This window comes from Cryobacterium sp. (assembly GCF_026786305.1).
Lineage (GTDB): Bacteria > Actinomycetota > Actinomycetes > Actinomycetales > Microbacteriaceae > Cryobacterium.
This window is the reverse complement of the sequence record NZ_JAJAYI010000018.1, coordinates 1-22,219: the sequence shown is the minus strand read 5'-3', so window position 1 is coordinate 22,219 and position 22,219 is coordinate 1. Positions and strand designations below refer to the sequence as shown.

Here is a 22,219-nt window from a genome sequence, read left to right as displayed (position 1 = left end):
TAACTCACGCAATGAAAAGTTCGCCATGAGCGCTTGAGCGCCCGCGATACTCGTCGAGCAACTGTGCGCAGCGGATGAAGCCGAGGTGCGAGTAGGCCTGCGGGTGGTTACCCAGGTGGGTTTCGGTGGCCGGATCGAATTCCTCGGAGAGCAGCCCGGTCGGGCCGGCCAAGGCGATCAGCTGGTTGAACAGGGCCTCGGCCTCGTCGAAGCGCCCGGTGAGCACGTAGGCCTCGATCAGCCAGGTGGTGCAGATGTGGAATCCGCCCTCCAGGCCGGGCAGGCCGTCGTCGTAGCGGTAGCGGAACACCGTCGGGCCCACGCGCAGTTCGCGCTCCACCGCGCTGACGGTCAGCTGAAAGCGCTCGTCCGTCACGTCGAGCAGTCCCGACAGACCGATGTGCAGCACGGCGGCGTCCAGATCGGGGCTGTCGTAGGCCACGGTGTACGACTGGGCTTGCTCACTCCAGCCCTCCCGCAGCACTTCGTCACGAATCGTGGCGGCGAGCTGCTCCCAGCCGTCGCCGATCTCGCGCCCGTGCCGACCAGCGGTACGGATAGCCCGGTCCACGGTCACCCAGCACATCGTCTTCGTGTAGGTGTGGTGCCGCGGCGAGCGCCTTGCCTCCCAGATGCCGTGGTCGGGTTCTTGCCAGCGAATCGTCACGGCGTCGACCATCTCGGTCAGCAGGTGCCATTGAAAGTCCGAGAGCGTTCCCTGGCGGGCACTGAGCGTGTCGATCAATTCGGCGACAGGGCCAAACACGTCAATCTGCACCTGATTGTCGGCGGCGTTTCCAATGCGTACCGGGCGCGAGCCGGCATAGCCGGGCAGCGACTCGAGGCTCGCCTCGGTTGACAGCGACGAGCCGGTGACCGAATAGAGCGGATGCAGCCACTGCGCGCCGGGGCTGTCCGCCACGACCCCGGCCAACCAGCGTAAAAACGACTCGGCCTCGCCGGTCGAGCCGAGGTCGACGAGCGCCTTGACCGTCATCGAGCCGTCGCGCAGCCAGCAGTAGCGGTAGTCCCAGTTGCGGGTGCCGCCGATTCCCTCGGGCAACGACGTCGTTGCGGCGGCGAGCACCGCTCCCGTCGGTTCGTAGCAGAGTGCGCGCAGCACGAGGGCCGAACGGCTAACGAGCGACGGCTTGACGCTCGGCAACGACAGGGTGTTCACCCAGGAACGGGAGTCGTTCATAACCGCACCGCGCCTCGTGGCCTCGCCGACGGCATCCGCTAGATACGGCTCGGTGTCGCCGCAACGCAGGTTGAGCATGATGGCGCCGTGCGAGAGGTCGACGACGGCGGTGGCCGTTTCGTTACGGCCGTCGCTGGTAACGGTGAACTCGACGCCCGCCGCCGTGAGCACGATCGGGTCGGGGGTGCCCGTGATGGTCACGACACCATCGGCAGCGTGCATGTTGAAGTAGGCGACGGCGTAGTCGGGCCTCGGTGCGAAGACGATGCGGGCGAGCCCGGTGCCGGTGAGCTTGCGCACGAGGTTGGTGATGCCGAGCGGCGACGGCTCGATGTAGTCGGTGACGGTGACGTCAGCCCAGCGGGTTTCGACGATCATGGTGTTGTCGACGTAGCGCTGGCCGAGTACGCGGCTCTTCTTCACCGGCTCGATCGAGAAGTGTCCGGCCTCTTCGCTGCCCAGAATGCTCGCGAACAACGAGCCAGAATCGGGCAGCGGATGCGTCATCCAGCAGATGCGCGCTTCCGGCGTGACGAGGGCAGTCGAGGTGCCGTCGCCAAGCATGGAGTGGCGTTCGATGGCCACGACGTGTTGGCCGAACAGCCAGTCCTTGCGCAGTTCGAAGAGCAGGGCGAGTAGCTGGGCGAGCTTTTCGGGGCCGCTGATGCGGTGGGCGGCAACGGAATCGCCGCCGCCGCCGATGCGAATGCCGAGGTCGGGGCCGTGCAGGGTATTCATGGCCATTTCGTCACTCGCGGCATCGCCGGCGAACAGGGCTGCGCTCACGCCGAGGCGGTTGCGCAGGCGGTCGAGGGCCACACCGGAGTCTTGAGACTCATGGAAGGGCTCGGGGGCATCGAAGAATTCCGAGTCGAACTCGCCACCGTTCGACCCGACGAGGTGCACCTCGCGGGGCAGTCGGGAATCTGCGGCGAGGTCGCGCAGCGGGCGGCCCGACATGACGGCCGTATGCGTGTTGGGCAGGGCTGCGAGGGCGCGCAGGGCGGTCGCCGACTCCGCTAGAAGCACCGACGGCACGTCGGAGGCGACGTGGTGCGACAGGGTGCCGCCATAGTTGCAGGCCACGAGCAAGGACGGCGTGCGGGCGAGCTGTTGCAGATCCTGCAGTATCTCGCTTGACAGCCCCGTCGATGTGCGTGGAAGGTTCTTCGAAAGATTCAGTTGTTGGGGCATTATTTCCTTGCAGGGGGGGCGTGGACCGTCAATCCAGTTGCTAGACCTAGGAGACGTTACCATTGGCCGCAGGCCGCCCGGCCGGTGACCTGCCTTCTGGCGGGCTGTTGTCAGACTCGCGTGACCGCGCTCGATTCGGCACCGTCAACGACTCCGGCCGAAACCGGGCACGTCAGTAATGCCCCCGAAACAGTATCGATGTGCTTCACTGGCGGCATCACGAAGCTCGGTGCCGTCATGTTCGTAGTCGATTCAACGTGTGGATGACGCCCGCCGGTTCCGCCGTCTTCGCCATACCGCCGGGGTGCGCTGAACGCAGCTACTTTGCGGCACCCTGCTCTCACCGCGGTTAGGAACTAATGGGCCCTGGTTCGCGGCGAGGCGGTGACTGAGTCGAGTTAGCCGACTTCACCCATTGGGAGGTTGCCCTTGCGGGTATCCAGCTTACCGAAGTGCGTCTCGAGCAGGCTCTTCATCTTGTGCAGGGCACCGGTCAGGGCTTCTTCCACGGCGTTGGCGTTCTCGGTCACGACGACCGGCGTTCCGCCGGCGGGGCGGGCCTCGAGCGTGCACTTGATGTCGTCGGCGCTGCTGCGGCCGGCGCTGCCGTCGGAAAGGTGAACCTCAACCCGGGTCAAGCGGTCGCCGTAGCGCGAGAGGGACTCCTCGACAATCGCTTCGAGCGCTCCAGCGACCCGCTCGGTGCCGTTGACGTTGCTGTCGGTATTCACGATGACCTGCATAATCACTCCTTCAATTGCTGATCATTCAGGCTACCGCTCCCCGATCCGAACTCCGTGCGAGCGGCGTTCCTGAGACACAGCATCCGCTCAGCAGTCCCTGCGCCGACCCCGTTCCCTATCCGCATCCGGCTCCGGTGTTCGTGCCGACGACATCATTGGAGACCCATGGCGACACCGAAGAACTCATCCATTTCGCGGAACGACAATGCTCGACGATGCGGCATCCGTTCTCGACAATGTGTGCGCGCTGGCGCCCTCGGTGCCGGCCGGAAAGGTGCGTAACCAGCTCGCCCGCTTTCTCCTGCGCGGGGCGACGGTGGAGCGTGCCGTCGGCACGCTCTGTGGCGGCGAACGGTTTCGAGTGGCGCTCGCGACGCTGCTGCTCGCCGATCCGCCGCCGCAATTACTCGTACTCGACGAACCGACCAACAACGCCGATCGGCGGAGTGTCGATCAGCTCCTCGAGGCGCTGCTTTGCTATTGGGGGCGATCAGAGTGGCCAGCCACGACGACGACTTTCTGGCCCGGCTGCGCCTCACGACAACGCTGACCCTCGATCCCGCGGGAGCGCTGGCCGACAGCAAGAACCAGCCCGGGTGATTCGCCGCGTGACCCCGTAGCCTGTTTTCCTGCAGATCAGGTCCGACACGGGTGACCGGGTCGCAGCATCTGCTCGCGTGCGGCCTGCGCTCCGATCGCGTCAACGGTATTTTGATGCGCGTGCTATTCCTGTTTCTCCTCGGCGTGCTCCTGGCCGGCCTCATCATCGCGCGCTCCGATCTGGGCCGGCCAAAAACCCAGGTTGCCCTCGTCGGTGTCGGCGCGTCTGTGGCGGTGGCGGTATTCTCTGGGCAAGGGGCCCCTGGAACGCCTGCTCGCCGTGCTGACCCCGGCGCCGCGAAAAGGTCAGCGCCGATTCAGCTGATGCCGCCCATGCGCTCAAGCGCCGCGCGCATGATCTGGGCCTCCGGCGTCGGCGCCACGTGGTGGTTCGTGTAAATGCCGACGAGCCACTGCAGCACTTCGTCTTCGCTCATGGCGACGGCGTTCCAGTCCACCCCGGGCTCCGCAGCAGTGCGTGGCTCGCCCGTTTCCGGGTCGAGCCAAGCGCGGGCGATCGGTACGTTGGGGTCGTCGTTGATCACGTTCCAGAGCAGGGCGATCGGGTGGTCGTCGCCGTCGATGTGCTCGTGGTCTACCCGCCCGGAGCCCAGCCACGGCAACGTCAGTAGCTCACCAATGATGCCGACCTCGATCAGTTCGAGCTGGGTCGGTTCGGTCTCGGGGACGTAGAGCGTGAAACCCTGCTCGAACCACTCGGCGGCCTCGAAGATCGAGTCGAGCAACTCGTTCTGAGCATCAACCTCCTGCACGAGAAGGAGCGCCCATTCAAGCAGAATCTCGGTCTGGTCCTTCGGCCACGGGCTCTCGAACGGGTCGGCCGTGCCGTGGTAGTGAAAGCTGGGACCGGCGTCGTCGAGCAGCACGTGCAGTTGGCCGCTGTCGTAGTCGATCGACAGGTTGAGCGCCCCGCCCTCGTCGTCACGGTCGGCGAACAGGTCGGGGTGGGCCAGTTCCGGGGGCAGGGTGATGGCCGCGGCGAGCCGGGTGCCGAGATCAAGAACAACACGAAACTGGATGGTCGGCAGGCGCAGGGTTTCATCCTGCTCGAAGTGCTGGTCTGACATTCTTCGAGTTTATCGATCCTACGACGGCGCCGAGCTGCACCCCGGCGGCACCGCTTCGTTCAACCGACGTGCATATTTGGGTGCTGCTGCCGTCGACGCGGGAGTGGCTGATGGAGAATAACGGTGATGCCGTGCCGCCGGAGATCGTCGCCGACATCGCGCGGGTCCACGGGCCCACGGGCCCACGGGCCCACGGGCCCACGGCAACCGATAGCGAGAGCGAACATTCCGGGGTCTACCTATTGTCCGACGAGGAGGCCGACTGGATCGAAACGGTCGCCAACAAGGAAGAGCCCAGGTAGTCGCTGCCAGGTAGTCGCTGCCAGGATCACGTCCCACCGTAAACTGAGCGCATGCGCACTGCCGGAGTGGATCTCGCTGCCGAACCCAAAGGCACCGCCCTCGCGGTCATCGACTGGAGCGAAACGCAAGCCTCCCTGTGTCAGCTTCAGCTCGGCGTCGCAGACGGGGTCATCGCCGAGAACGCTGGCACCGTGGAGAAACTCGGCATTGATTGCGCCTTCGGCTGGCCCGACGAATTCGTGCAGTTCATGGTGGCTCATGCCAGCGGCGACCAAAGCCTGCCCGGAGTCGACGGCGGAATGGCCTGGCGTCGCACCCTTGCCTACCGCGAGACTGACCGTGAAGTGCGAAAAAGAACCGGCCGCTGGCCGCTCAGCGTCTCCACTGATCGACTCGGACTCACCGCTATGCGGTGCGCCGGGCTACTGTCCAGGATCGCCGAGGCCGGCGTCATGGTCGACAGGTCAGGGTCTGGATTGGTCGCAGAAATCTACCCGGGCGCATCACTTCGACTATGGGGTTTCTCGACGACCGGGTACCGAACAGATCCTGCGGTTCGTTTGCAGCTCCTGCGGCACATTCTCCAAGCCGCACCGTGGCTCGATCTCGGTTCGTTCGCGCCGCAGATGATCACCTCAGCGGATGCCTTCGACGCTGTGATCGCAGCACTGGCAGCACGAAGTGCCGCACTGGGGCTTTACGAACCGCCCCCATCATCCATGCTCGATCGTGCCCGGCGAGAGGGCTGGATCGTGCTCCCCTCTGGCCCCTTGGCCGCTCTCCTCCGATAATTGATCGCCGTCGATATGATGCTCTCGTATCGGGTCCGCGGCGTCGTGTCTGCGTCGATGTACCACCGTGTGGTGGGTTTACCTGCGCTTGGCTGGCATCCCCAGGGTCATTGTGACCGCGCAGGATCGAGCGGGCGCAGCGTCCAGCCTGTTTTCGAATGAGGAATTCGGCGGCGTTGGCGCGCCCCGTCACCTCATCGATTCAGTATGGTTTCGATAGGATTTGCGTTTCTGCCCGTTCGAATATGGGCATTCAGGATTCGCCACCGGCCGTGCGGTACCCTACGAGAGGTGCCATGGGTGATCTGTTCTTGGGCTGAATGCAGAGGGAGGTGACATGACGCTGGATCGTGCGCTGCGACGAATGGTTTCATCCGTCTCTCTGTCGCCTTTTGTATCGTTGCTTGCGCTAACGGCTCTGCTTTTTACGATTTTCGCCATGCACTCCGAGGCCACCGGGCATGCCATGCACACCCCGGTTCCCGTTTCATCGGCGATCACTGGCCAACCGGATGCGATTGTGGGTACGGCAGCTGTCGTGGCTGCCCCCGTCGTCGCAGCGATTTCTTCCGGCCGCTTAGGTGGAATGCTCGATTGCGCGCTGCTCGCGCTGACGTGCGCTTTGCTGCTCACCCTCGTTTCCATGGTTTTCCTGACCCGGCTGCCCGCCATGTATCGCCGCCTGCTCGATGCCGGTGGCGTCATTCCGAACTCATGGCGAACCAGCGCCCTACCGATACACCGACCCAGCCTCAGTCTTCTCTCCATCAGTCGCGTTTAGACCGTGATGCAGTTCCGTGGCCAGTACGTGGCTTCGGTTCTTTGCCGTGACCTCGGCCGCAGGTTTTCTGATACTTGACGACGAATGGATGAACGATGCTCAAACCGCGAACCTTTTTCTACGCTGCTGTGACCCTGGCGGCAGCTCTCACTCTCAGCTCGTGCGCTGGTGGGAGTCCCCCCACCGCAGCGACGAACTCCTCCAGCTCCAGCTCCACCACCACCGAAACCTCAGCCGCATTCAACGCCGCCGACGTGACGTTTGCACAGCTGATGATTCCCCACCACGAGCAAGCCGTCCAAATGAGCGATGACCTCCTCGCCAAAGACGGTCTCGACCAGGGCGTGACCGACCTTGCGACCGAGATCAAGACCGCCCAGGAACCGGAGATCACCCAGTTGAAGGACTGGTTGTCGGCGTGGGGCAAAAAAGAGGACAGCATGTCCGGCATGTCGGGCATGGGCGGTGGCTCCGACGGAATGATGTCCGACGCCGACATGATGGCGCTCCAGGAAGCCTCGGGAACAGAGGCCAGTACGCTCTTTCTGAAACAGATGACTGCGCACCATGAAGGCGCGGTCGCGATGGCGCAGCTCGAACTTGATAACGGTGAGAATGCGGATGCGAAAGCGATGGCTGCCAGCATCGTCTCGTCTCAGACGGCTGAAATCGCCGTCATGGCTCAGCTTCTCGCCTCGCTCTAGAGCGGCACGTTCGGGGCGGGTTCTTTCAGTGAAGACCCGCCCTTGACGACCATTTTCCATTTTCTGAATCACCTGCAAGGACATATTTATGCATTGCCCTCAAATTCCTCGACTGACGTGTGCTCCTGGAGCCGTGCGCTGTGGATAACACCGGTCACGTCGCCACCGCACCGCAAGTATCGGGCGCACTGCCACCAATGTCTCGTCGTGACATGCGCGCGATGGAGTCCAGGCTGCGCGCGGCACGCTCCGCCCCGGCTAAATCTGCCACACCGCTGGCAGGGGCGGTTCCCCGACCCGTTTCACTTCGCCAGCGTGCTGCGGCCGGTAGCGCTATGGCGATGATCGCCCTGTTCGCGATCAGCACGTCTCTGCCCGCGCTTGCTGTGGCCTCAAAACCCCCGCAAGCCGCAGCAACGGTCGCCGCCGAGGTGGACGATTCACAAAGCGTCATTGCCGCCGGTACAACATCCGTTCCTTTTCAACGCGATGGGTTCTCGATCACGGAAGCACCCCAACCTGCGTCCTATACCGAAACCGCCAGCAATGGGAAGTGGGCCAGCCTGAGCCCGGGCCAACTCAGCGATCAAGGCTGGGCGCTACCCGTCCTGGGCCGCATATCGAGCCCGTTCGGTTCTCGCCCGAACAAGCCGGTTGACGGTGTGGGTGACTTCCACAACGGCACCGACATAGCCGCTCCGTGTGGCCAGCCCGTCTTTGCCGCGACCGGCGGTACGGTTGTCGACTCGGGCTATCAGGGCTCCTATGGCAACTGGGTTCTCATCGACCACGGCAACGGCGTCGAGACCGGATATGCCCACAACAGTCAGCTTCTCGTCGACGCCGGGCAGGTGGTCGTGGCCGGTGAAATCATTGCCGTGGTGGGCACGACGGGTGCGTCGAGTGGCTGCCACGTGCATTTTGAAACCCGAGTCGATGGTGAACGTATTGACGCGGAACCATTCATGAACGCCCGGGGCGTCTCTCTTGGCTAAGCACAGAGGTGGCACACGAGTCGCTATCGCGGCCATGACGATTCCGACCCTACTCGGGGTCGCGGCGCCGGCCGCGGCAATGGAATACCCGAGCTGGTCTGATGTAGAAAGCACCCGATCGTCTGAGGCCGGCACACAAGCGCAGGTCACGGACTTGACCGCGCTGATCGCCGGTCTCACGGCCGAAGTGGATGCCGCGCGTGCGGAAGCGCCTCACCGCGCGACCACGAGCGAGACCGCGCAAAGCGCGTTCGACGGCGCGACCTTGCGGGCGACCAACTTGCAGGACCAGGCAGATGCGGCCGCTGCCGCGGTCTCGGGGGAGCAGGCCGTTCCACTGGCAGCCAGTCTCGCACGCTCGGGGAACAGCGATTTGCCACTGTCCCTGTTCTCGGAAGGGCCCAGCGCCAGTGACCTCCTGAATCAGCTCGGCTCCTACGGTAATTGGGTCCTGATCGACCACGGTGACGGTACCCAAACCGGCTACGCGCACAATAGCTCACTGCTGGTCAGCCGCGGGCAACAGGTGTCCACGGGGGCCACCGTCGCTCTTGTGGGAACGACCGGCGCCTCCTCGGGCGGTCACGTGCATTCTGAAATGCGGGTCGATGGTGCCCGCGTCAATCCGCAGCCGTTCATGAGCGACCGAGGAGTCACCCTTGGTTAGATGTCGCGGGTCCCGGCGCCGAATTCTTGCAGTGTCTGTTTCGCTCACCGGTACTATTGCGCTCATGGGGTGCGCCGCCAACGGCCCGGACTCTGCCGCGGTGTCGCCAGGCACCGCTTCGGTCGCGAACGCCTTCCAGCACGTGCACGGCCTCGGCGCCGATCCCTTGACGGGGGATACCTATGCCGCCACCCACCAGGGGGTGTGGCTCATCCCGACCGGTGTTCTGCCGGAGACCTATCTGGCCGGGGCGCCACGATCCGACACGACCCAGCCGATGCAGATAGTCGGCCGGGCACAGGACACGATGGGGTTTACCGTGGCCGCGCCCGGCCAGCTGTTGGCGTCGGGCCACCCCGATCCTGCCGAACACAGCGACCTGGCCCTTCCCAACCTGGGACTTATTTCCAGCACCGACGGTGCGTCATCCTGGACGGCACTCTCGCTAGCGGGCAAGGCCGATTTTCACGATCTGGATGCCGTCCCCCTCGAAGACGGCACCCTGCGCATCTATGGGTACGAGGCGTCCGCCGGGACCATCTCCGTAAGTGACGACTCCGGCCTCACCTGGTCGTCAGGAGCGGTCCTCGCACTCCGCGACCTGAGCGCGGATCCCGCGCACGCCGATCGACTCTATGCAACGACGGCCTCAGGCGTCGTGGTGAGCTCCGATGCGGGCCAAACGTTTGGCCCGCTGGCTGGCGCGCCGACGCTGCTCCTCGTGGATTCCGTCGACGCAGACGCCGGCGGAGGATTGGTCGGACTGGACCCCACCGGCGGAGTCTGGCGGCAGGACGCCGACACGTGGACACAAACCGGAACGACCGGTCGCACCCCCGAAGCGTTCACCGTCGTCGGCGGCACCTCACCCTGGATCCTTGTCGCGGACGCCACCGGTATCTCTGCCACCAACGATGGCGGCGACACCTGGACCGCACTGGTATCACTGGCCGGCTGACCCATGCACCACCGAACGACATGTGCCATCCGACCGACGTCCGAATCATCGATTGAAGGACACATGAGAAATTCATGACGTACGCGCCGCACACCGGAGCCAGATACCCCTAGAGGTATACTGGAGCATTGAGGAATTACGGAGGGAATCGCATCATGATGTGGGGCAATGGAACTATGGGGTGGTCCTGGGGGTTTGGACTGGTGGCTTTGGTCGGCATCGCCATTCTCGTTTATGTCGTCATTCGACTACTCTCCAAAAACGGCGGCAGCGACCCCTCGTCAACATCCACCTCGACTCAGCCTGATCTCACCAGTGCGCGAAAAATTCTCGACGAGCGCTTCGCTCGCGGCGAGGTCACGGCAGAGCAGTACCGCGAACGGATACGGGTGCTCGGCGACGGCCGATGATGGTCGACATCAGCCGCCGAAACGCTCTCATACTCGGCGGGGTGGGAATTGGTGGCGTGGCCATCGGCGGAACGGGTTTCATCATGAGCCAAGGCTCAGGATCGCCAATGGCACCTGAACCTTCGGCCGGTAACGCCCTCGTTCTGCCGCCCGAATTACAGAGTTCCAACGGCGTTCTCACTGTTGCCCTGGAGTGTTCGTCTCAGCAGGTATCCATTGCCGGCCGCGACGTGCGTGCGCTGAGCTACAACGGTGGCGTCCCCGGCCCCACACTGCGCGTGCGTGCGGGCGACACCCTCAACGTCAGCTTGCATAATGGCCTGACTGAGCCAAGCAACCTGCACGTGCACGGTCTGCACGTCTCGCCTGAGGACAATAGCGACAACATGTTTGTCACGATCGAAGCGGGCGACTCCTATGACTACCGGTATGAGCTGCCAGCCGCTCACCCGCCCGGCGTGTACTGGTACCACCCGCACCACCATGGGTTCGTCGCCGATCAGGTATTCGGTGGCCTTTATGGCGCCATTATTGTGGATGACGCCGAGGAGATCCCCGCCACACGGGAGCGCGTGCTCGTCATCTCCGATATCACCTTCACTGCTTCCGGCGCCATTCCAGCGGCCGCTCAGATGGAAAAAATGTCGGGCCGCGAGGGCGAGCTCGTGCTCGTGAATGGACAGCTCACCCCCGAACTGGGCGCTCGTCCGGGCGAGCGGGAACGCTGGCGCGTCATCAATGCGTGCACCTCCCGCTACCTGCGGCTTCAACTCGATGGGCAGCAACTCACCCTCCTCGGAATCGACTCTGGACGCTTTGAATCCGCGCGCGACGTTGACGAAGTCGTCTTAGCGCCGGGCAATCGTGCCGACCTACTCGTGACCGCTCGTGCCGGCACATCCACCCTTCGTGCTCTCCCCTATGACCGCGGTGCATCCGGCGGCATGATGGGGGGCGGCTCTTCCACTTCCGCTGAAGTCTCGCTGGCCACGTTCGCAGTCGATGGCGCCAGTACCGAGGAATTCCCCGACGTACCAGACCAGCTCGTGCCAAACGACCTGCGTTCGGCTACCGTCACCGCTCAACGCGAGTTTGTTTTCGCTATGGGAATGGGTGGCGGCATGAACGGCGGCATGATGTCAGCCACGATAAACGACCGAACATTCGACGCCTCCCGTGTCGACGCGACCGTACAATTCGAAAGCGTCGAAGAGTGGATGCTCACGAACACCAGCACACTCGACCATCCCCTGCACCTGCACGTCTGGCCGATGCAGATTATTGAACAAGGTGGTCGGACAGTGGAGTCAGTGATCTGGCAGGACGTCGTGAACATACCGGCGCGCAGTACCGTGCGAGTTCGAGTCGCGTTCGACGACTTCCGCGGACGAACCGTCTACCACTGCCATATCCTCGATCACGAGGACGCCGGCATGATGGGCATCATCCAGGCGGTATGAACGCACCAGGTAATTTGCTGCGGATTGCGGCAACTTCGAGCCGGAGATCTCCAAGCACACGTTCACCCTCGGCGAGCTCGAGGAGGAGAACAGAGTTCGGAGAGGCTGCAGCGCTGGTGCCGGGATTTGAACAAGCGCGACGTTTTGCACTTGCCCGAGGCGAAGTCCGCCGAGCAGCGCTTGCACGGTTGGGTGGAGATTTTGCACGGATAATCCGAACAGGTGTATCCGGTCAGGCGCGAAACCACTCCCGTAATCGACACGCCGCCGGTCCCCGGCCGTTCGGCCGAGTAAGGCACTCAGTCAGCCGAACGCCGACACGCCTTCGCCCGATCACAACACACTCCAGTCCCGACGAGCGGTGGAGGGGCCTCGGTGACGCGATCGGGCCGCCCCCCGCTTGTTGGAGGGCAGGCCGCTGCGGCAAGCCTCACTGCGGGGCTCGATGTGCTCGGTGTGCTCGGTGTGCTCGGTGTGCTCGCAGCCCTCGTCGGTGCACCGGCGGTCGTCTGCATGGCCCAGCTACGAGATCCCCCGATTCGCTGCAGGTCCACACCAATCCATGGCAGATTGAACGGTATCAAATTAGGGCGCTGACGGGCGGACCGGATGACTGGACACGGATCGGACCTCGGGGCACCCGACGAGGGCCGGGCTCTAGCCGCGGCGGGCGCGACGCAGTCCTCCGGCGCCGGCCTCGACCTGGACGAAGTGCGGAATCGGGTGCTGGCCGGTCTGGATAATCCGGCTCCTGGCAAGTCAAGCCGAACGCTGGGACAAATACTTCGCGGCAACCTCTTCACACTTTTCAATGCGGTTGTCGGCGGATGCTTTCTGATATTGCTTGCACTCGGGCAGTGGCAGGACGCCTTGTTCGGATTCGCCGTCATCGCCAACGTCCTGATTGGTGTCATGCAGGAATACCGTGCCAAACGCGCCCTCGACAAGCTCACGCTCGTGTATTCCCCCACGGCACGAGTCCTGAGGGCCGGCTCCGTCATCGACATCACCGTGGCGGACGTTGTGATGGATGACATCCTCGTACTTCGCGCAGGGGACCAGATACCGGCCGATGCCACCATTGTGGAGGCCCGCAGACTCGAAATCGACGAGTCGCTGCTGACGGGTGAAGTCGAGGCTGTTGACAAACTGCCCGGAGACGAGGTGCTGTCCGGTTCGGGCGTTGTCGCCGGTAGCGGCACGGCTCGAGTGATTCGGGTCGGCGCGAACTCTTTCGCGCACCAGGTGACGTCGGAAGCACGACGTTTCTCCCTGGTGAATTCGGAGCTGCGCAACGCGCTCAACCGCATCGTGCGGTGGATCTCTTGGGCGCTGCTTCCCCTGATGGCGTTGGTCCTCAATGGCCAGATGAAGGCACTGGGCGGATGGACCGTGGCCATCGAATCCGGATCCTGGCGACGGGGCGTGGTCAGCGCCGTGGCCAGTACGGTCAGCATGATTCCCCAGGGCCTGGTGCTCATCACCAGTGTTGCCTTCGCACTCGCGGCGGTGAAGCTGGCCCACAACCAGGTTCTCATTCAGGAACTTCCGGCAGTCGAGGGTCTCGCCCGAGTCGACGTGATCTGCCTGGATAAGACCGGGACCCTCACCGAGGGCGACATTGCATTCGATGCGGCGCACGAAACGACGGCCGACGATGGCCCGGAGTGGCGAGAGGTGCTGGGCTGGTTCGGTGCGGACGCGGGCGCCAATGCCACAGCCCGATCCCTACGCACGCATTTTGCGTCTTCCGGCCAACTCCGACCTCTCTCAACCGTGCCGTTCTCGTCGGCGAGAAAATGGAGCGCCGTCACCTTTGACACGGGCTCAGCCTCGGGGTCCTGGGTTCTCGGAGCCCCGGAAATGGTCCTGGGCCACGGCAATGGAGACGACGTCAAGACCCTCGGCCGTGCGTCGGAGCTGTCGGGCTCCGGGCTCCGGACCGTCGTTCTTGCACGCACCGCGCACGCGATGACTCCGGAACAGACCGACCAGGAGCAACTGCCCACTGGCCTGCGCTCCGTCGCCCTGATCACGTTTCGTGAGCATGTCCGTGCAGACGCGCTGCAGACCCTCGCCTATTTCCGTGAGCAGGGGGTAGGACTTCGGGTTATCTCGGGAGACAACCCAAACACAGTCGCAGCAGTCGCCCGCCAGGTGGGCTTCGAATTCGACGGCGACGGTTACGACGCCCGAAACCTGCCCACGAATATTGACCAGCTGGGAACGATTCTGGAGGATCACCACGTCTTCGGCCGCGTGACTCCCGCTCAGAAGAGGGACATGGTCCGTGCCCTGCAGAAACGCGGGCATGTCGTCGCCATGACCGGCGACGGTATCAATGACGCGCTGGCACTCAAACAGGCCGATATTGGTGTTGCGATGGGATCGGGATCTGACGTCACCAAGGCCGTATCACGACTTGTCCTGCTCGACGGGGCATTCTCCCATCTGCCCGACGTCGTGGCCGAGGGGCGACGCGTGATCGCCAACATTGAACTCGTGTCCAACCTCTTCCTCACCAAGACGGTCTACGCCATCCTGTTGGCGCTGGCCTTCGGTGGACTCCTCTGGGAATTCCCCTTCCTGCCCCGCCAGCTCTCCGCCGTCGACGGTCTCACTATCGGAATCCCCGCGTTCTTCCTCGCCCTACTGCCCAATCAGCACCGCTATGTTCCCGGATTCCTCCGGCGCGCACTCGGTTTCGCCGTCCCGGCCGGCGCCGTCATTGCCGTCGTCATCCTGACCGTTGATGCCTACGCCCGCCTCACTGTCGGAAACACGCAGGACGCCGCCCAAACGGCATCGGCCCTCTCGGTCTCCGTCGTGGGCCTCTGGGTACTCCTCGTACTGTGCCGACCGCTGCATAAAAAGCGCAGCCTGATCGTCACCGGTATGTATGTGGGCCTGCTCGGATGCTTGGTCGTGCCTGTCCTCCGGGACTTCTTCGACTTCGAGCTGCCCAGCGCCGACCTTCTTCTCGTGTGCCTGGGCGCCGCGATCCCGGGATGCTTGGGGATCGAAATCATCAACCGAATCCGCCGCCGGTGATCATAGACATTGATCTGTCATCCCTACCGCTTTCGGGGAGGATTGGGCGAGCCGTCCCCGTGACTCCTTTCGCGATTAGAACGGGCGACCATCACCGCCATTGAAAGAATGCTCGGTCACGCCTCAGCAAGTTACACCACGCGGGACGTGACCGCCAGCTGAGGTGCGGCTGCGGCATTCCACGGCCACAACCAGTATGGTGAGCGCATGACTTCGCTTGCAGGATCATCCATTCTCGTCGTCGGATCGTCGGGCGGCCTCGGCTCCGCGATCGCCCGGATTCTGGCCGGCGAAGGCGCGCTGCTCACTCTTCACGGGCGGTCAGAGGAGAAAGTGCGCGCCCTCGCTGTGCCGGGCACGTTCGTCTATGCCGACCTGCTTGACGCCGGATCGGACGACCAACTCGTCGCGGCCGCACTCAACGCCCATGGACGGCTCGACGGTGTCGTCAACGCGGCCGGGGTGGTTGCCTTCGGCCCCGCGGCCGACATGAACGACGAGACCATGGACGTCCTCTTCGCGGTGAACGTGCTCGGGCCAATGCGCCTATTACGCGCAGCACGTCCTGCCCTGCTCGAGTCGGCGGCAGCGAAGCGGGACCCATTCTTTCTCACCCTGAGCGGCGTCGTCAGCGAATCCCCCACAGCGAACATGGCCGCCTACTCCGCGTCCAAAGCGGCCCTCGCCGCGTTCGGGCAGGCCGCCGGCCGCGAATCGCGCCGGGACGGCATCCGGATCATCGACGCCCGACCGGGCCACACAGAGACGGGACTGGCCACGAGGCCCGTCGCCGGAGCGGCACCGCGCATGCCCGCCGGTTTCGACCCCGCCGACGTGGCCCGCCGCATCGTCGACGCCATCGTCGCCGGCGAACGCGACCTGCCGAGCGGGGCTTTCTCGCCGCAGCCAGCAGCCTGACCTGCTGCGCAGCTCACCAGTCGGTGCGGGTACGCTCCTGCTCGACGACTGCCGCGCGATCGCTGAGTCGGCGTAGGCCGGCAAGTGGTTGCGCCATGCGATTGTTGCCACGAATCCTGGGCTCCACGCGGTCGAGGAAGGCCCAGTACCCGGCCGTGAACGGGCAGGCATCCTCGCCGAGCCGCTTCTTCGGGTTGAACGTGCACGAGCCGCAGAAGTCGCTCATGGTCGAGATATAAGCGCCACCGGCGGCATACGGCTTGGTGGCGACCAGTCCCCCGTCGGCGTGCTGGGACATGCCGACGACGTTGGCGGGCATCACCCACGGCGCGCCATCGACGAACGCATTGGTGAACCAGTCGGTCAACTCGTCGGGCCGGTATCCGCGCTGGAGCGCCCAGTTGCCGAGCACCATCAGCCGCTGGATATGGTGGGCCCAGCCGGTTCGCCCCACCTCGGTGAGCACGTGGCTGAGACAGCGCGCCCGCACCGCGCTGCCGTCCAACTCGAGGAACTCCCGGGGCAGCGGTTCACGGGCGTCAAGATAGTTGCTGCGGCGCACGTAGTCCTCACCGAGGTGCCAGTACAGGTGCCAGACCCAGTCCCGCCAGCCCATGATCTGCCGCACGACGGCTTCGACGCTTTGCAGCGGGGCATCACCGCGCTCGAACGCAGCCACGACAGCGTCGATGACCTCCTGCGGGTGCAGCAGCCCGAGGTTCATGGGTACGCTCAATCGGGAGTGACTCATCTCGCTGTCGCCGAGCAGAGAGGCGTCCTCGAATGGTCCGAAGTCGGACAGACGTGTCTCCACGAAGTCGTCGAGCGCTGCAAGGGCCTCGGCGCGGGTCGCGGCAAATCGGCGTGGGCCGTCCTGGCCGAGGAAGTGAGCGCGGCCGTCGGCTTCCATGGCATCCAGGTCGAGCCGCACCTGGGCGTCGATCTCATCCTCAACCGGGCAATACACGTCCGGTAGGCCCAGGCTCGCCGCATTCTTTGGCGGTGGCTGACGGTTATCGTGATCGAAGTTAAAGCGCCCGCCCTCGGGCTCCGGCCCGCGCATGAGGGTGCCGGTCGCGGCTCTGCGCGCACGGTAGTACTGGTCCATCAGTAGTCGTTTAGACCCACGCCCCGCCGCCCAGGCCTGGAAGTCGGCCTCGGTGGTGACGAACCCCCGGCTGGGCAACACGACCGCCCCGAGTTCCTCGACGAGCCAGCGCGAGCCCCACGAGGTCGGATTGATCACCTCGAGCTCGCGCCCGGTGAGCACGTCCCGGTAGTGCTGTGCAGACAGGAACTCGGCCCGGTCACCGAGCTCAGCCGCGCGGTGCCGCAGGGCACTGAGGATGAGGTGCGCCTTCGCCCGGTGGTACGGGCGACGGGTCAACACAGCCTCCGCCTCGACCAGAAGGATCGGCCCGCCATCGTCGAAGTGCGGCCCGAGCTGGTCGGCGAACAGAAAGCGCGGCAGCGACATGAGCCACAGTCTAGTGAGGTGGATGCTGTGGCCCCGGTGTGGCAGCGAATTCTGGCCTTGGGGAGTCACTGAACTCGAGACCCTCGACGTCTACGCCGCCTTGTTCGACGACGACCCGGATGCCGTTGGAGGGGCCCGGAATCAGGCCCAGTACGTATCAGTGCGTGCCGAATGCGGGCACGGTGCGTTCTGCGATCAGAGAAAACCCCCTACTTCCTTGAAAACACTGGGAAGCAGGGGGATGAACATGGCGGGTCATTCCTGTAGCCCGGGATCCCGTGTACCGACCGGGCACTTTTTCCATGTCATTTGGGAGATCCTCCGTGGCATCCCAAAGAATCCGCCATGGTCCCCGAAGCCAGCGTGAGGCGAGGTCCGGCAGCTAAGCCGGAGCCGTGGCTGCGCGGGAGGCCGCGGCTACGAAACCGTGGACAAAGTCGTCGAGCGAGGTTGGCGTGATGCCGTAGCGCGCCGCCAGCACGCTCGTGTCAAGTGGGGAATCGTAGTTTTCCAATGCAGTCAGGAGCCCGACGATCATGTCGGGCATGCCCGTCACCGGGCTCCCGATCGGAATGAAACGAACGGTCACCTCGCGACCGAGTTCCTTCTCGAAAGCCGCGATGACGTCGCACCAGGACACCGGCTCGGGTCCGCCGATGACGAGTACTTGCCCCTCGGCATCCGCGCGACCCAGCGCGAGGGCCGCGTACTCGGCGACGTCCGACATGGAGATCAGGGAGTGCCGCCTCCGGCCCTCTCCGACCAACGTGACCGGCTGGCCGGCCAGGGCCGGACCGCCGACGATGGCGAGGGGCAGGAGCTCCATGTAGAAGTCGGGCTGGAGCACCGTCCACGCCATACCGCTGTCGCGGAGCTTCTGCTCGGCCTCGGCCTTTGCTCGGAGGAACGAAATGGGATTGTTTACGTCGGCGCCGAGCGCGGACACGAAAAGGAACCGCTTGACGCCCCGCTCGGCCGCTGCATCGATGAGGTTGGCGTTTCCGGTCAGATCGACCGAATCGACGGTGTCCTTGCCACCCCGGGACATCGAGTTGGCCGTCGTGACGACCGCACTCACACCCTCGCACGCCCGGCGAAGTGACTCCTTGTCCTTCAGGTCGCCCACGACGATGTCGGCCCCCGCTTCGGCCAGGCCTGCGGATGCGGACGGGTCACGCACAAGCGCGCGGACACTTTCACCGCGATACAACAGCCTCCGTGCAATGCGACCACCGAGCTGCCCGGTGGCTCCGACAACGAGAATCATGACATTTCCTCCCGTGGAGCTTCGACTTCGGCGCCCATTGTTCGTTCGATAGCGGCATTGACGTCGCCGCTGGTCTGTTCGACAGGTTCGAGGTAGAACCGCACGTGCGTCAAAACGCCCTCGGAACCGGTCATGATCGCGACGCCCCGCATCAGGTGTGTGGCGCCGTCACTCCGGGTGCCGCGCTGTTCCCATTCCGTCCACGCGGTGTTTCCGTCGACGATCGACCGGACCACCTCCGCTTCGAGATCGGGTATGCCGGTGAAGATCTGGCTCCAGTTTCGGTGCACCTGCTCGCTGCCGCTGAATCCCCGTTCGGGGTGAACGGGTGTTTCATTCACAAAGTCATCAGCGAAGCACGCCACCAAGGCGTCGAGATCGTGAGCGTTCATCGCCCGCACGAGTCTGGTTACGGTATCCGCCACGCCGGTTTCGGTTAATCCTTTCACTTCATGCCTTTCTGATACAGTGGCATGTATTTAATACAAAAGTATGGATCCATTTATGGACACAGTCAAGAGTCGACGTCGTTATGACTCCCGGGGTCGTCAGGCACGGGCCCGGCGCAACGGGAATGCGATTCTCAACGTTGCCGAGGAGAAGTTCCTCGAGGCTGGCTATTTTTCGACGACGGTCGCGGAGATCGCCGCTGAGTCCGGTGTGTCTGTCGAGACGATTTACAAGATTTTCGGTGGCAAGTCCGGGATGGTCCGCGCGATCTATGAACGTGGCCTGGGCGGCCGAGGGACGACCGCGGCGTACGAGCGATCCGACGAAATGCGACTGCATGAAACTGATCCTGAGTCGCTCATGCGCAAGTGGGGCGCGTTGACCGCCGAGGTCGCCTCCGCGGTCACGCCGATCCTCTTGCTCGTGCGGGCCGCGGCTGCCACTGATGAGAACATGTCCGCACTCCTGGTGGCGAGCAATAAGCAGCGCCTGGAACGGATGGGGCACAACGCGCGCTTCATTCAGAGTCGCGGGTTCTTGCGTGACGATGTCAGCCTTGAGGAGGCCATCGACGTCATGTGGTTGAACAGCTCGCCCGAGCTCTACGAGCTGCTCGTTCTGCAGCGGGGCTGGAGCCTGGAACGATTCGCCGGCTTCGTCGGGGAATCGTTGGCAGGAGCCTTGGTGCGCAGAACGGTTTGACCGATGGCTTCCGGCGTCTAACACTCGCGGTCATCGATCTCGGTCAGTCGGTCGAGGCGGCTTCCACGGTTTGAAACTGCCCATGGATTGTGAGGCATCGAGGATACGAGACACTTCACACGTCAATCCTGACGCCACCGGCCCGCTTCTTCGCAGCACCCGACAAAGGAATCTGCCCGACTGCTCGCGAGACCGCGTCGGACCTCGGGTGCCGCAGCTCATCACCGATAAGGTCGGACCGACAGCATGGTTGGCATGTGTGGACGAGGTTGGTTCCGGTTCGCAGCGGTCGTTCGAACCGGAGATGCGCAACCAGGTGGTACCGCCATGGACGACGTGTAGTTTCAGGTCTGGGCAATGGGCATGAGGTGCAGTCGACGTTTGGTCGCATTGGCGGGTTGCGGAAGACGCTGCAGACGCGGGCCAAGACCGACAGTCGTCGTCTTCACGGCATGCTTGGCGAGGGACGACTCGCGGGCGCCGACCGCTGGCCGTGGTTAGGTTATGCTTACCTTAGTCCGATGCAGCATTGGTCCGTCTCGTAAGGTATCACTCATCCATGGTCTCGATCGCCTCTGCTCGCGGTCTGTCTCTCCTCCACGGCCGACCTGACGCTACAGCCCTCGTCGCCGACGGCGCGACCATCAACTACGCCGAACTCTCCCTGCTGGTTCGCAAGCGCAGGGTTGAGCTCGGCGAGACCCGTCGCCTCGTGATGATCGCCGCCGCCAACGCGCTCGAGCCGATCGTCACCTATCTGGCCGCACTCGAGGCCGGGCACCCTGTGTTGTTCGTCTCCGGCGGCGCGGACGACGCGAGCCTGTCCCACAAAGCCGCCCTCACCGAGCGGTTCAGCCCCGATGTCGTCGCCCACAACGGCCCACAGGGGTGGACGCTCAAGGAACGAAACCCGGGCAGCCGACACATCTTCCATCGTGACCTAGCCGTGCTCGGGAGCACGTCAGGGTCGACCGGGTCGCCAAAACTCGTGCGCCTCTCTGTCGACAACGTTCGCAGCAACGCCGAATCCATCGCTGAATATCTGCGCCTCGGCCCGAGCGATCGCGCGGCGACGACGTTACCGCTGCAGTACTGCTACGGACTGTCGGTGGTGAACAGCCACCTGCTCGCCGGTGCGAGCGTTATGCTCACGGAGCGGTCAGTTACCGACGGTGAGTTCTGGCAGGAGGCATCCGCCCATCAGATCACCTCGTTTGCCGGTGTGCCCTACACCTTCGAGATACTCGAGGCCAGCGGTTTCGCCGAACGCTCAGTGCCGAGCCTGCGCTACCTGACCCAGGCAGGTGGCCGACTCGCGCCCGAGATGATTCGTCGTTTCGCCCGTCTCGGCGAAGAACGCGGATTCAAGCTGTTCGTAATGTACGGCCAGACGGAAGCCACAGCGCGGATGGCCTTTCTGCCTCCTGAATTCATCGCCGCCGCCGCCGGGGCGATCGGGCGACCGATTCCGGGTGGCAGTTTCCGCATCGATGTCGGCGGTATGGATGCTCCGGACGGGGACGAAGGGGAGCTCTTCTACGAGGGGCCGAACGTGATGCTCGGTTATGCCGAGACGCCGGCGGATTTCGAACTCGGTCGCACCGTGCACGAATTGCCGACGGGGGATCTCGCGCGCCGCCGCGACGATGGACTGTATGAGATCGTCGGTCGAATGAACCGCTTCGTCAAGATTTTCGGGTTGCGGGTCGATCTTGACCGGGTCGAGCGGCTTCTCGCCGACGAGGGAATCGAGGTGCGCGCCGCCTGTGCCGAGGAACGGCTGCTCCTCTTCGCCACGTCGGATCGCACGGCGCAGCGCGCGCGAGAGCGCGCCGCTGCGCTCGTTGGCGTGCCCATGCACGCCATCGGCGCGTATGCGGTGCAGCAGTTCCCGCGTACCTCGAGCGGCAAGCCCGACACCGCGGCGCTCGTGCGATTTGCCGGGCTGCAGGATCGTGCCGCCGCAGCACCGAGCGTGGTGCCCGGCGCTGCCGCGAACCGCGGTGCCGCGGTCTCGCCGGAGAAGATTCGCGACCTCCTCTCGACGATGCTCTCCCGCCCTGCGGTGAGCCTGGATGATTCATTCGCCGGGCTCGGCGGCGACTCCCTGAGCTACATCGAGGTGTCGCTTCGGCTCGAGGCGATGCTCGGCGACTTGCCCCGCGACTGGCCGACACGCACCGCTCGGGAGTTGGCGGTGTTCGCCACCGAAGCGGCCGACGGCGAGTCGATTGCGCAAGCCGCGGCCGGGCCCACGGGACCCCAAGACGCGGCCGTCGGTCCGCGCACTCGTCCCCGTGTCACCAGCCTGGTGCGTCTCGAGACGCCCGCGGTGCTGCGGGCGATCGCGATCGTGCTCATCGTCGGCACTCACGCCGACCTGTTCGTTCTGCAGGGTGGCGCGCACCTGCTGCTCGCCGTCGCGGGGTACAACCTTGCCCGCTTCCAGCTGGCATCGG

21 protein-coding genes and 1 pseudogene are annotated in these 22,219 nt (G+C 64.4%); 15 read left to right on the top strand and 7 right to left on the bottom strand.

The features are described from left to right. Positions 1-4 precede the first annotated feature (4 nt). A complete protein-coding gene (locus LH475_RS01840; RefSeq protein ID WP_297412727.1) occupies positions 5-2,395 on the bottom strand; it encodes a trehalase-like domain-containing protein in 2,391 nt (796 codons plus the stop codon). Positions 2,396-2,793: 398 nt separating this feature from the next. Next, positions 2,794-3,138 carry an HPF/RaiA family ribosome-associated protein gene (locus LH475_RS01835; protein ID WP_196843519.1) on the bottom strand — a complete coding sequence of 115 codons (345 nt, stop codon included), beginning with the start codon at positions 3,136-3,138 and terminating at the stop codon, positions 2,794-2,796. Positions 3,139-3,346: 208 nt separating this feature from the next. Between LH475_RS01835 and LH475_RS01830 the strand changes: the two are divergent. Continuing rightward, positions 3,347-3,738, top strand: a pseudogene (locus tag LH475_RS01830) (ABC transporter ATP-binding protein); the annotation flags it as partial. A 123-nt stretch (positions 3,739-3,861) separates the two neighbouring features. On the opposite strand, the gene LH475_RS01825 reads toward LH475_RS01830, so the two are convergent. Beyond that, positions 3,862-3,993: a hypothetical protein gene (locus tag LH475_RS01825; RefSeq protein ID WP_297412726.1), complete on the bottom strand. Its 132-nt coding sequence runs from the start codon at positions 3,991-3,993 to the stop codon at positions 3,862-3,864. A 62-nt stretch (positions 3,994-4,055) separates the two neighbouring features. After that, on the bottom strand, positions 4,056-4,826 hold the full coding sequence (locus LH475_RS01820) for a hypothetical protein (protein WP_196843520.1): 771 nt from the start codon (positions 4,824-4,826) through the stop codon (positions 4,056-4,058). Between the two features lie 80 nt (positions 4,827-4,906). On the opposite strand from LH475_RS01820, the gene LH475_RS01815 reads away from it, so the two are divergent. From LH475_RS01815 to LH475_RS01765, 12 genes are all read left to right on the top strand, one after another. Further along, positions 4,907-5,128, top strand: a complete 222-nt coding sequence (locus LH475_RS01815; RefSeq protein ID WP_297412725.1) for a hypothetical protein — start codon at positions 4,907-4,909, stop codon at positions 5,126-5,128. Between the two features lie 51 nt (positions 5,129-5,179). Then, a complete protein-coding gene (locus LH475_RS01810) occupies positions 5,180-5,920 on the top strand; it encodes a DUF429 domain-containing protein (RefSeq protein WP_196843521.1) in 741 nt (246 codons plus the stop codon). 337 nt (positions 5,921-6,257) lie between these two features. Then, a complete protein-coding gene (locus LH475_RS01805) occupies positions 6,258-6,701 on the top strand; it encodes a hypothetical protein (protein ID WP_196843522.1) in 444 nt (147 codons plus the stop codon). A gap of 95 nt (positions 6,702-6,796) precedes the next feature. After that, entirely contained in the window at positions 6,797-7,405 is a 609-nt protein-coding gene (locus LH475_RS01800; RefSeq protein WP_196843523.1) for a DUF305 domain-containing protein, read from the top strand. Positions 7,406-7,602: 197 nt separating this feature from the next. After that, on the top strand, positions 7,603-8,400 hold the full coding sequence (locus LH475_RS01795) for a M23 family metallopeptidase (RefSeq protein WP_297412724.1): 798 nt from the start codon (positions 7,603-7,605) through the stop codon (positions 8,398-8,400). A gap of 34 nt (positions 8,401-8,434) precedes the next feature. Next, entirely contained in the window at positions 8,435-9,067 is a 633-nt protein-coding gene (locus LH475_RS01790) for a M23 family metallopeptidase (protein ID WP_297412723.1), read from the top strand. Between the two features lie 31 nt (positions 9,068-9,098). Beyond that, positions 9,099-10,025 (top strand): hypothetical protein, encoded by a 927-nt coding sequence (locus LH475_RS01785; RefSeq protein ID WP_196843526.1) that lies wholly within the window; start codon positions 9,099-9,101, stop codon positions 10,023-10,025. 176 nt (positions 10,026-10,201) lie between these two features. Continuing rightward, complete coding sequence (locus LH475_RS01780) at positions 10,202-10,435, top strand: SHOCT domain-containing protein (protein WP_297412722.1); 234 nt, start codon at positions 10,202-10,204, stop codon at positions 10,433-10,435. 107 nt (positions 10,436-10,542) lie between these two features. After that, positions 10,543-11,895 carry a multicopper oxidase family protein gene (locus LH475_RS01775; protein ID WP_327012074.1) on the top strand — a complete coding sequence of 451 codons (1,353 nt, stop codon included), beginning with the start codon at positions 10,543-10,545 and terminating at the stop codon, positions 11,893-11,895. A gap of 24 nt (positions 11,896-11,919) precedes the next feature. Next, on the top strand, positions 11,920-12,108 hold the full coding sequence (locus LH475_RS14465) for a Chromate resistance protein ChrB (RefSeq protein WP_366145577.1): 189 nt from the start codon (positions 11,920-11,922) through the stop codon (positions 12,106-12,108). Between the two features lie 396 nt (positions 12,109-12,504). Further along, complete coding sequence (locus LH475_RS01770) at positions 12,505-14,946, top strand: HAD-IC family P-type ATPase (protein WP_297412721.1); 2,442 nt, start codon at positions 12,505-12,507, stop codon at positions 14,944-14,946. A gap of 207 nt (positions 14,947-15,153) precedes the next feature. Then, positions 15,154-15,864, top strand: a complete 711-nt coding sequence (locus LH475_RS01765) for an SDR family oxidoreductase (RefSeq protein WP_196844683.1) — start codon at positions 15,154-15,156, stop codon at positions 15,862-15,864. A 13-nt stretch (positions 15,865-15,877) separates the two neighbouring features. On the opposite strand, the gene LH475_RS01760 is transcribed toward LH475_RS01765, so the two are convergent. The 3 genes from LH475_RS01760 to LH475_RS01750 all read right to left on the bottom strand — a co-directional run bounded on the left by LH475_RS01760 (position 15,878) and on the right by LH475_RS01750 (position 19,033). Further along, positions 15,878-17,341, bottom strand: coding sequence for a cryptochrome/photolyase family protein (locus tag LH475_RS01760; protein WP_196844684.1), 1,464 nt, complete (start codon positions 17,339-17,341; stop codon positions 15,878-15,880). A gap of 382 nt (positions 17,342-17,723) precedes the next feature. Beyond that, the gene (locus LH475_RS01755) at positions 17,724-18,608 is read right to left on the bottom strand and encodes an SDR family oxidoreductase (RefSeq protein WP_196844685.1); all 885 of its coding nucleotides are present in this window, start codon (positions 18,606-18,608) and stop codon (positions 17,724-17,726) included. Then, positions 18,605-19,033, bottom strand: coding sequence for a nuclear transport factor 2 family protein (locus tag LH475_RS01750; RefSeq protein WP_297412720.1), 429 nt, complete (start codon positions 19,031-19,033; stop codon positions 18,605-18,607). The genes LH475_RS01755 and LH475_RS01750 overlap by 4 nt, the downstream gene beginning before the upstream one ends. Before the next feature lie 79 nt (positions 19,034-19,112). On the opposite strand from LH475_RS01750, the gene LH475_RS01745 reads away from it, so the two are divergent. Continuing rightward, positions 19,113-19,760: a helix-turn-helix domain-containing protein gene (locus LH475_RS01745; RefSeq protein WP_196844687.1), complete on the top strand. Its 648-nt coding sequence runs from the start codon at positions 19,113-19,115 to the stop codon at positions 19,758-19,760. A gap of 559 nt (positions 19,761-20,319) precedes the next feature. Next, positions 20,320-22,219 (top strand): non-ribosomal peptide synthetase (locus LH475_RS01740; RefSeq protein WP_297412719.1); only part of this gene is annotated, 1,900 nt, incomplete at its 3' end.

Coding starts and splice junctions, on each gene's coding strand:
- LH475_RS01840 (WP_297412727.1), bottom strand. CDS start 2,395: ATGCCCCAACAACTGAATCTTTCGAAGAACCTTCCACGCACATCGACG.
- LH475_RS01835 (WP_196843519.1), bottom strand. CDS start 3,138: ATGCAGGTCATCGTGAATACCGACAGCAACGTCAACGGCACCGAGCGG.
- LH475_RS01820 (WP_196843520.1), bottom strand. CDS start 4,826: ATGTCAGACCAGCACTTCGAGCAGGATGAAACCCTGCGCCTGCCGACC.
- LH475_RS01810 (WP_196843521.1), top strand. CDS start 5,180: ATGCGCACTGCCGGAGTGGATCTCGCTGCCGAACCCAAAGGCACCGCC.
- LH475_RS01805 (WP_196843522.1), top strand. CDS start 6,258: ATGACGCTGGATCGTGCGCTGCGACGAATGGTTTCATCCGTCTCTCTG.
- LH475_RS01800 (WP_196843523.1), top strand. CDS start 6,797: ATGCTCAAACCGCGAACCTTTTTCTACGCTGCTGTGACCCTGGCGGCA.
- LH475_RS01795 (WP_297412724.1), top strand. CDS start 7,603: ATGTCTCGTCGTGACATGCGCGCGATGGAGTCCAGGCTGCGCGCGGCA.
- LH475_RS01790 (WP_297412723.1), top strand. CDS start 8,435: ATGACGATTCCGACCCTACTCGGGGTCGCGGCGCCGGCCGCGGCAATG.
- LH475_RS01780 (WP_297412722.1), top strand. CDS start 10,202: ATGGGGTGGTCCTGGGGGTTTGGACTGGTGGCTTTGGTCGGCATCGCC.
- LH475_RS01775 (WP_327012074.1), top strand. CDS start 10,543: ATGGCACCTGAACCTTCGGCCGGTAACGCCCTCGTTCTGCCGCCCGAA.
- LH475_RS01770 (WP_297412721.1), top strand. CDS start 12,505: ATGACTGGACACGGATCGGACCTCGGGGCACCCGACGAGGGCCGGGCT.
- LH475_RS01765 (WP_196844683.1), top strand. CDS start 15,154: ATGACTTCGCTTGCAGGATCATCCATTCTCGTCGTCGGATCGTCGGGC.
- LH475_RS01760 (WP_196844684.1), bottom strand. CDS start 17,341: ATGTCGCTGCCGCGCTTTCTGTTCGCCGACCAGCTCGGGCCGCACTTC.
- LH475_RS01755 (WP_196844685.1), bottom strand. CDS start 18,608: ATGATTCTCGTTGTCGGAGCCACCGGGCAGCTCGGTGGTCGCATTGCA.
- LH475_RS01745 (WP_196844687.1), top strand. CDS start 19,113: ATGGACACAGTCAAGAGTCGACGTCGTTATGACTCCCGGGGTCGTCAG.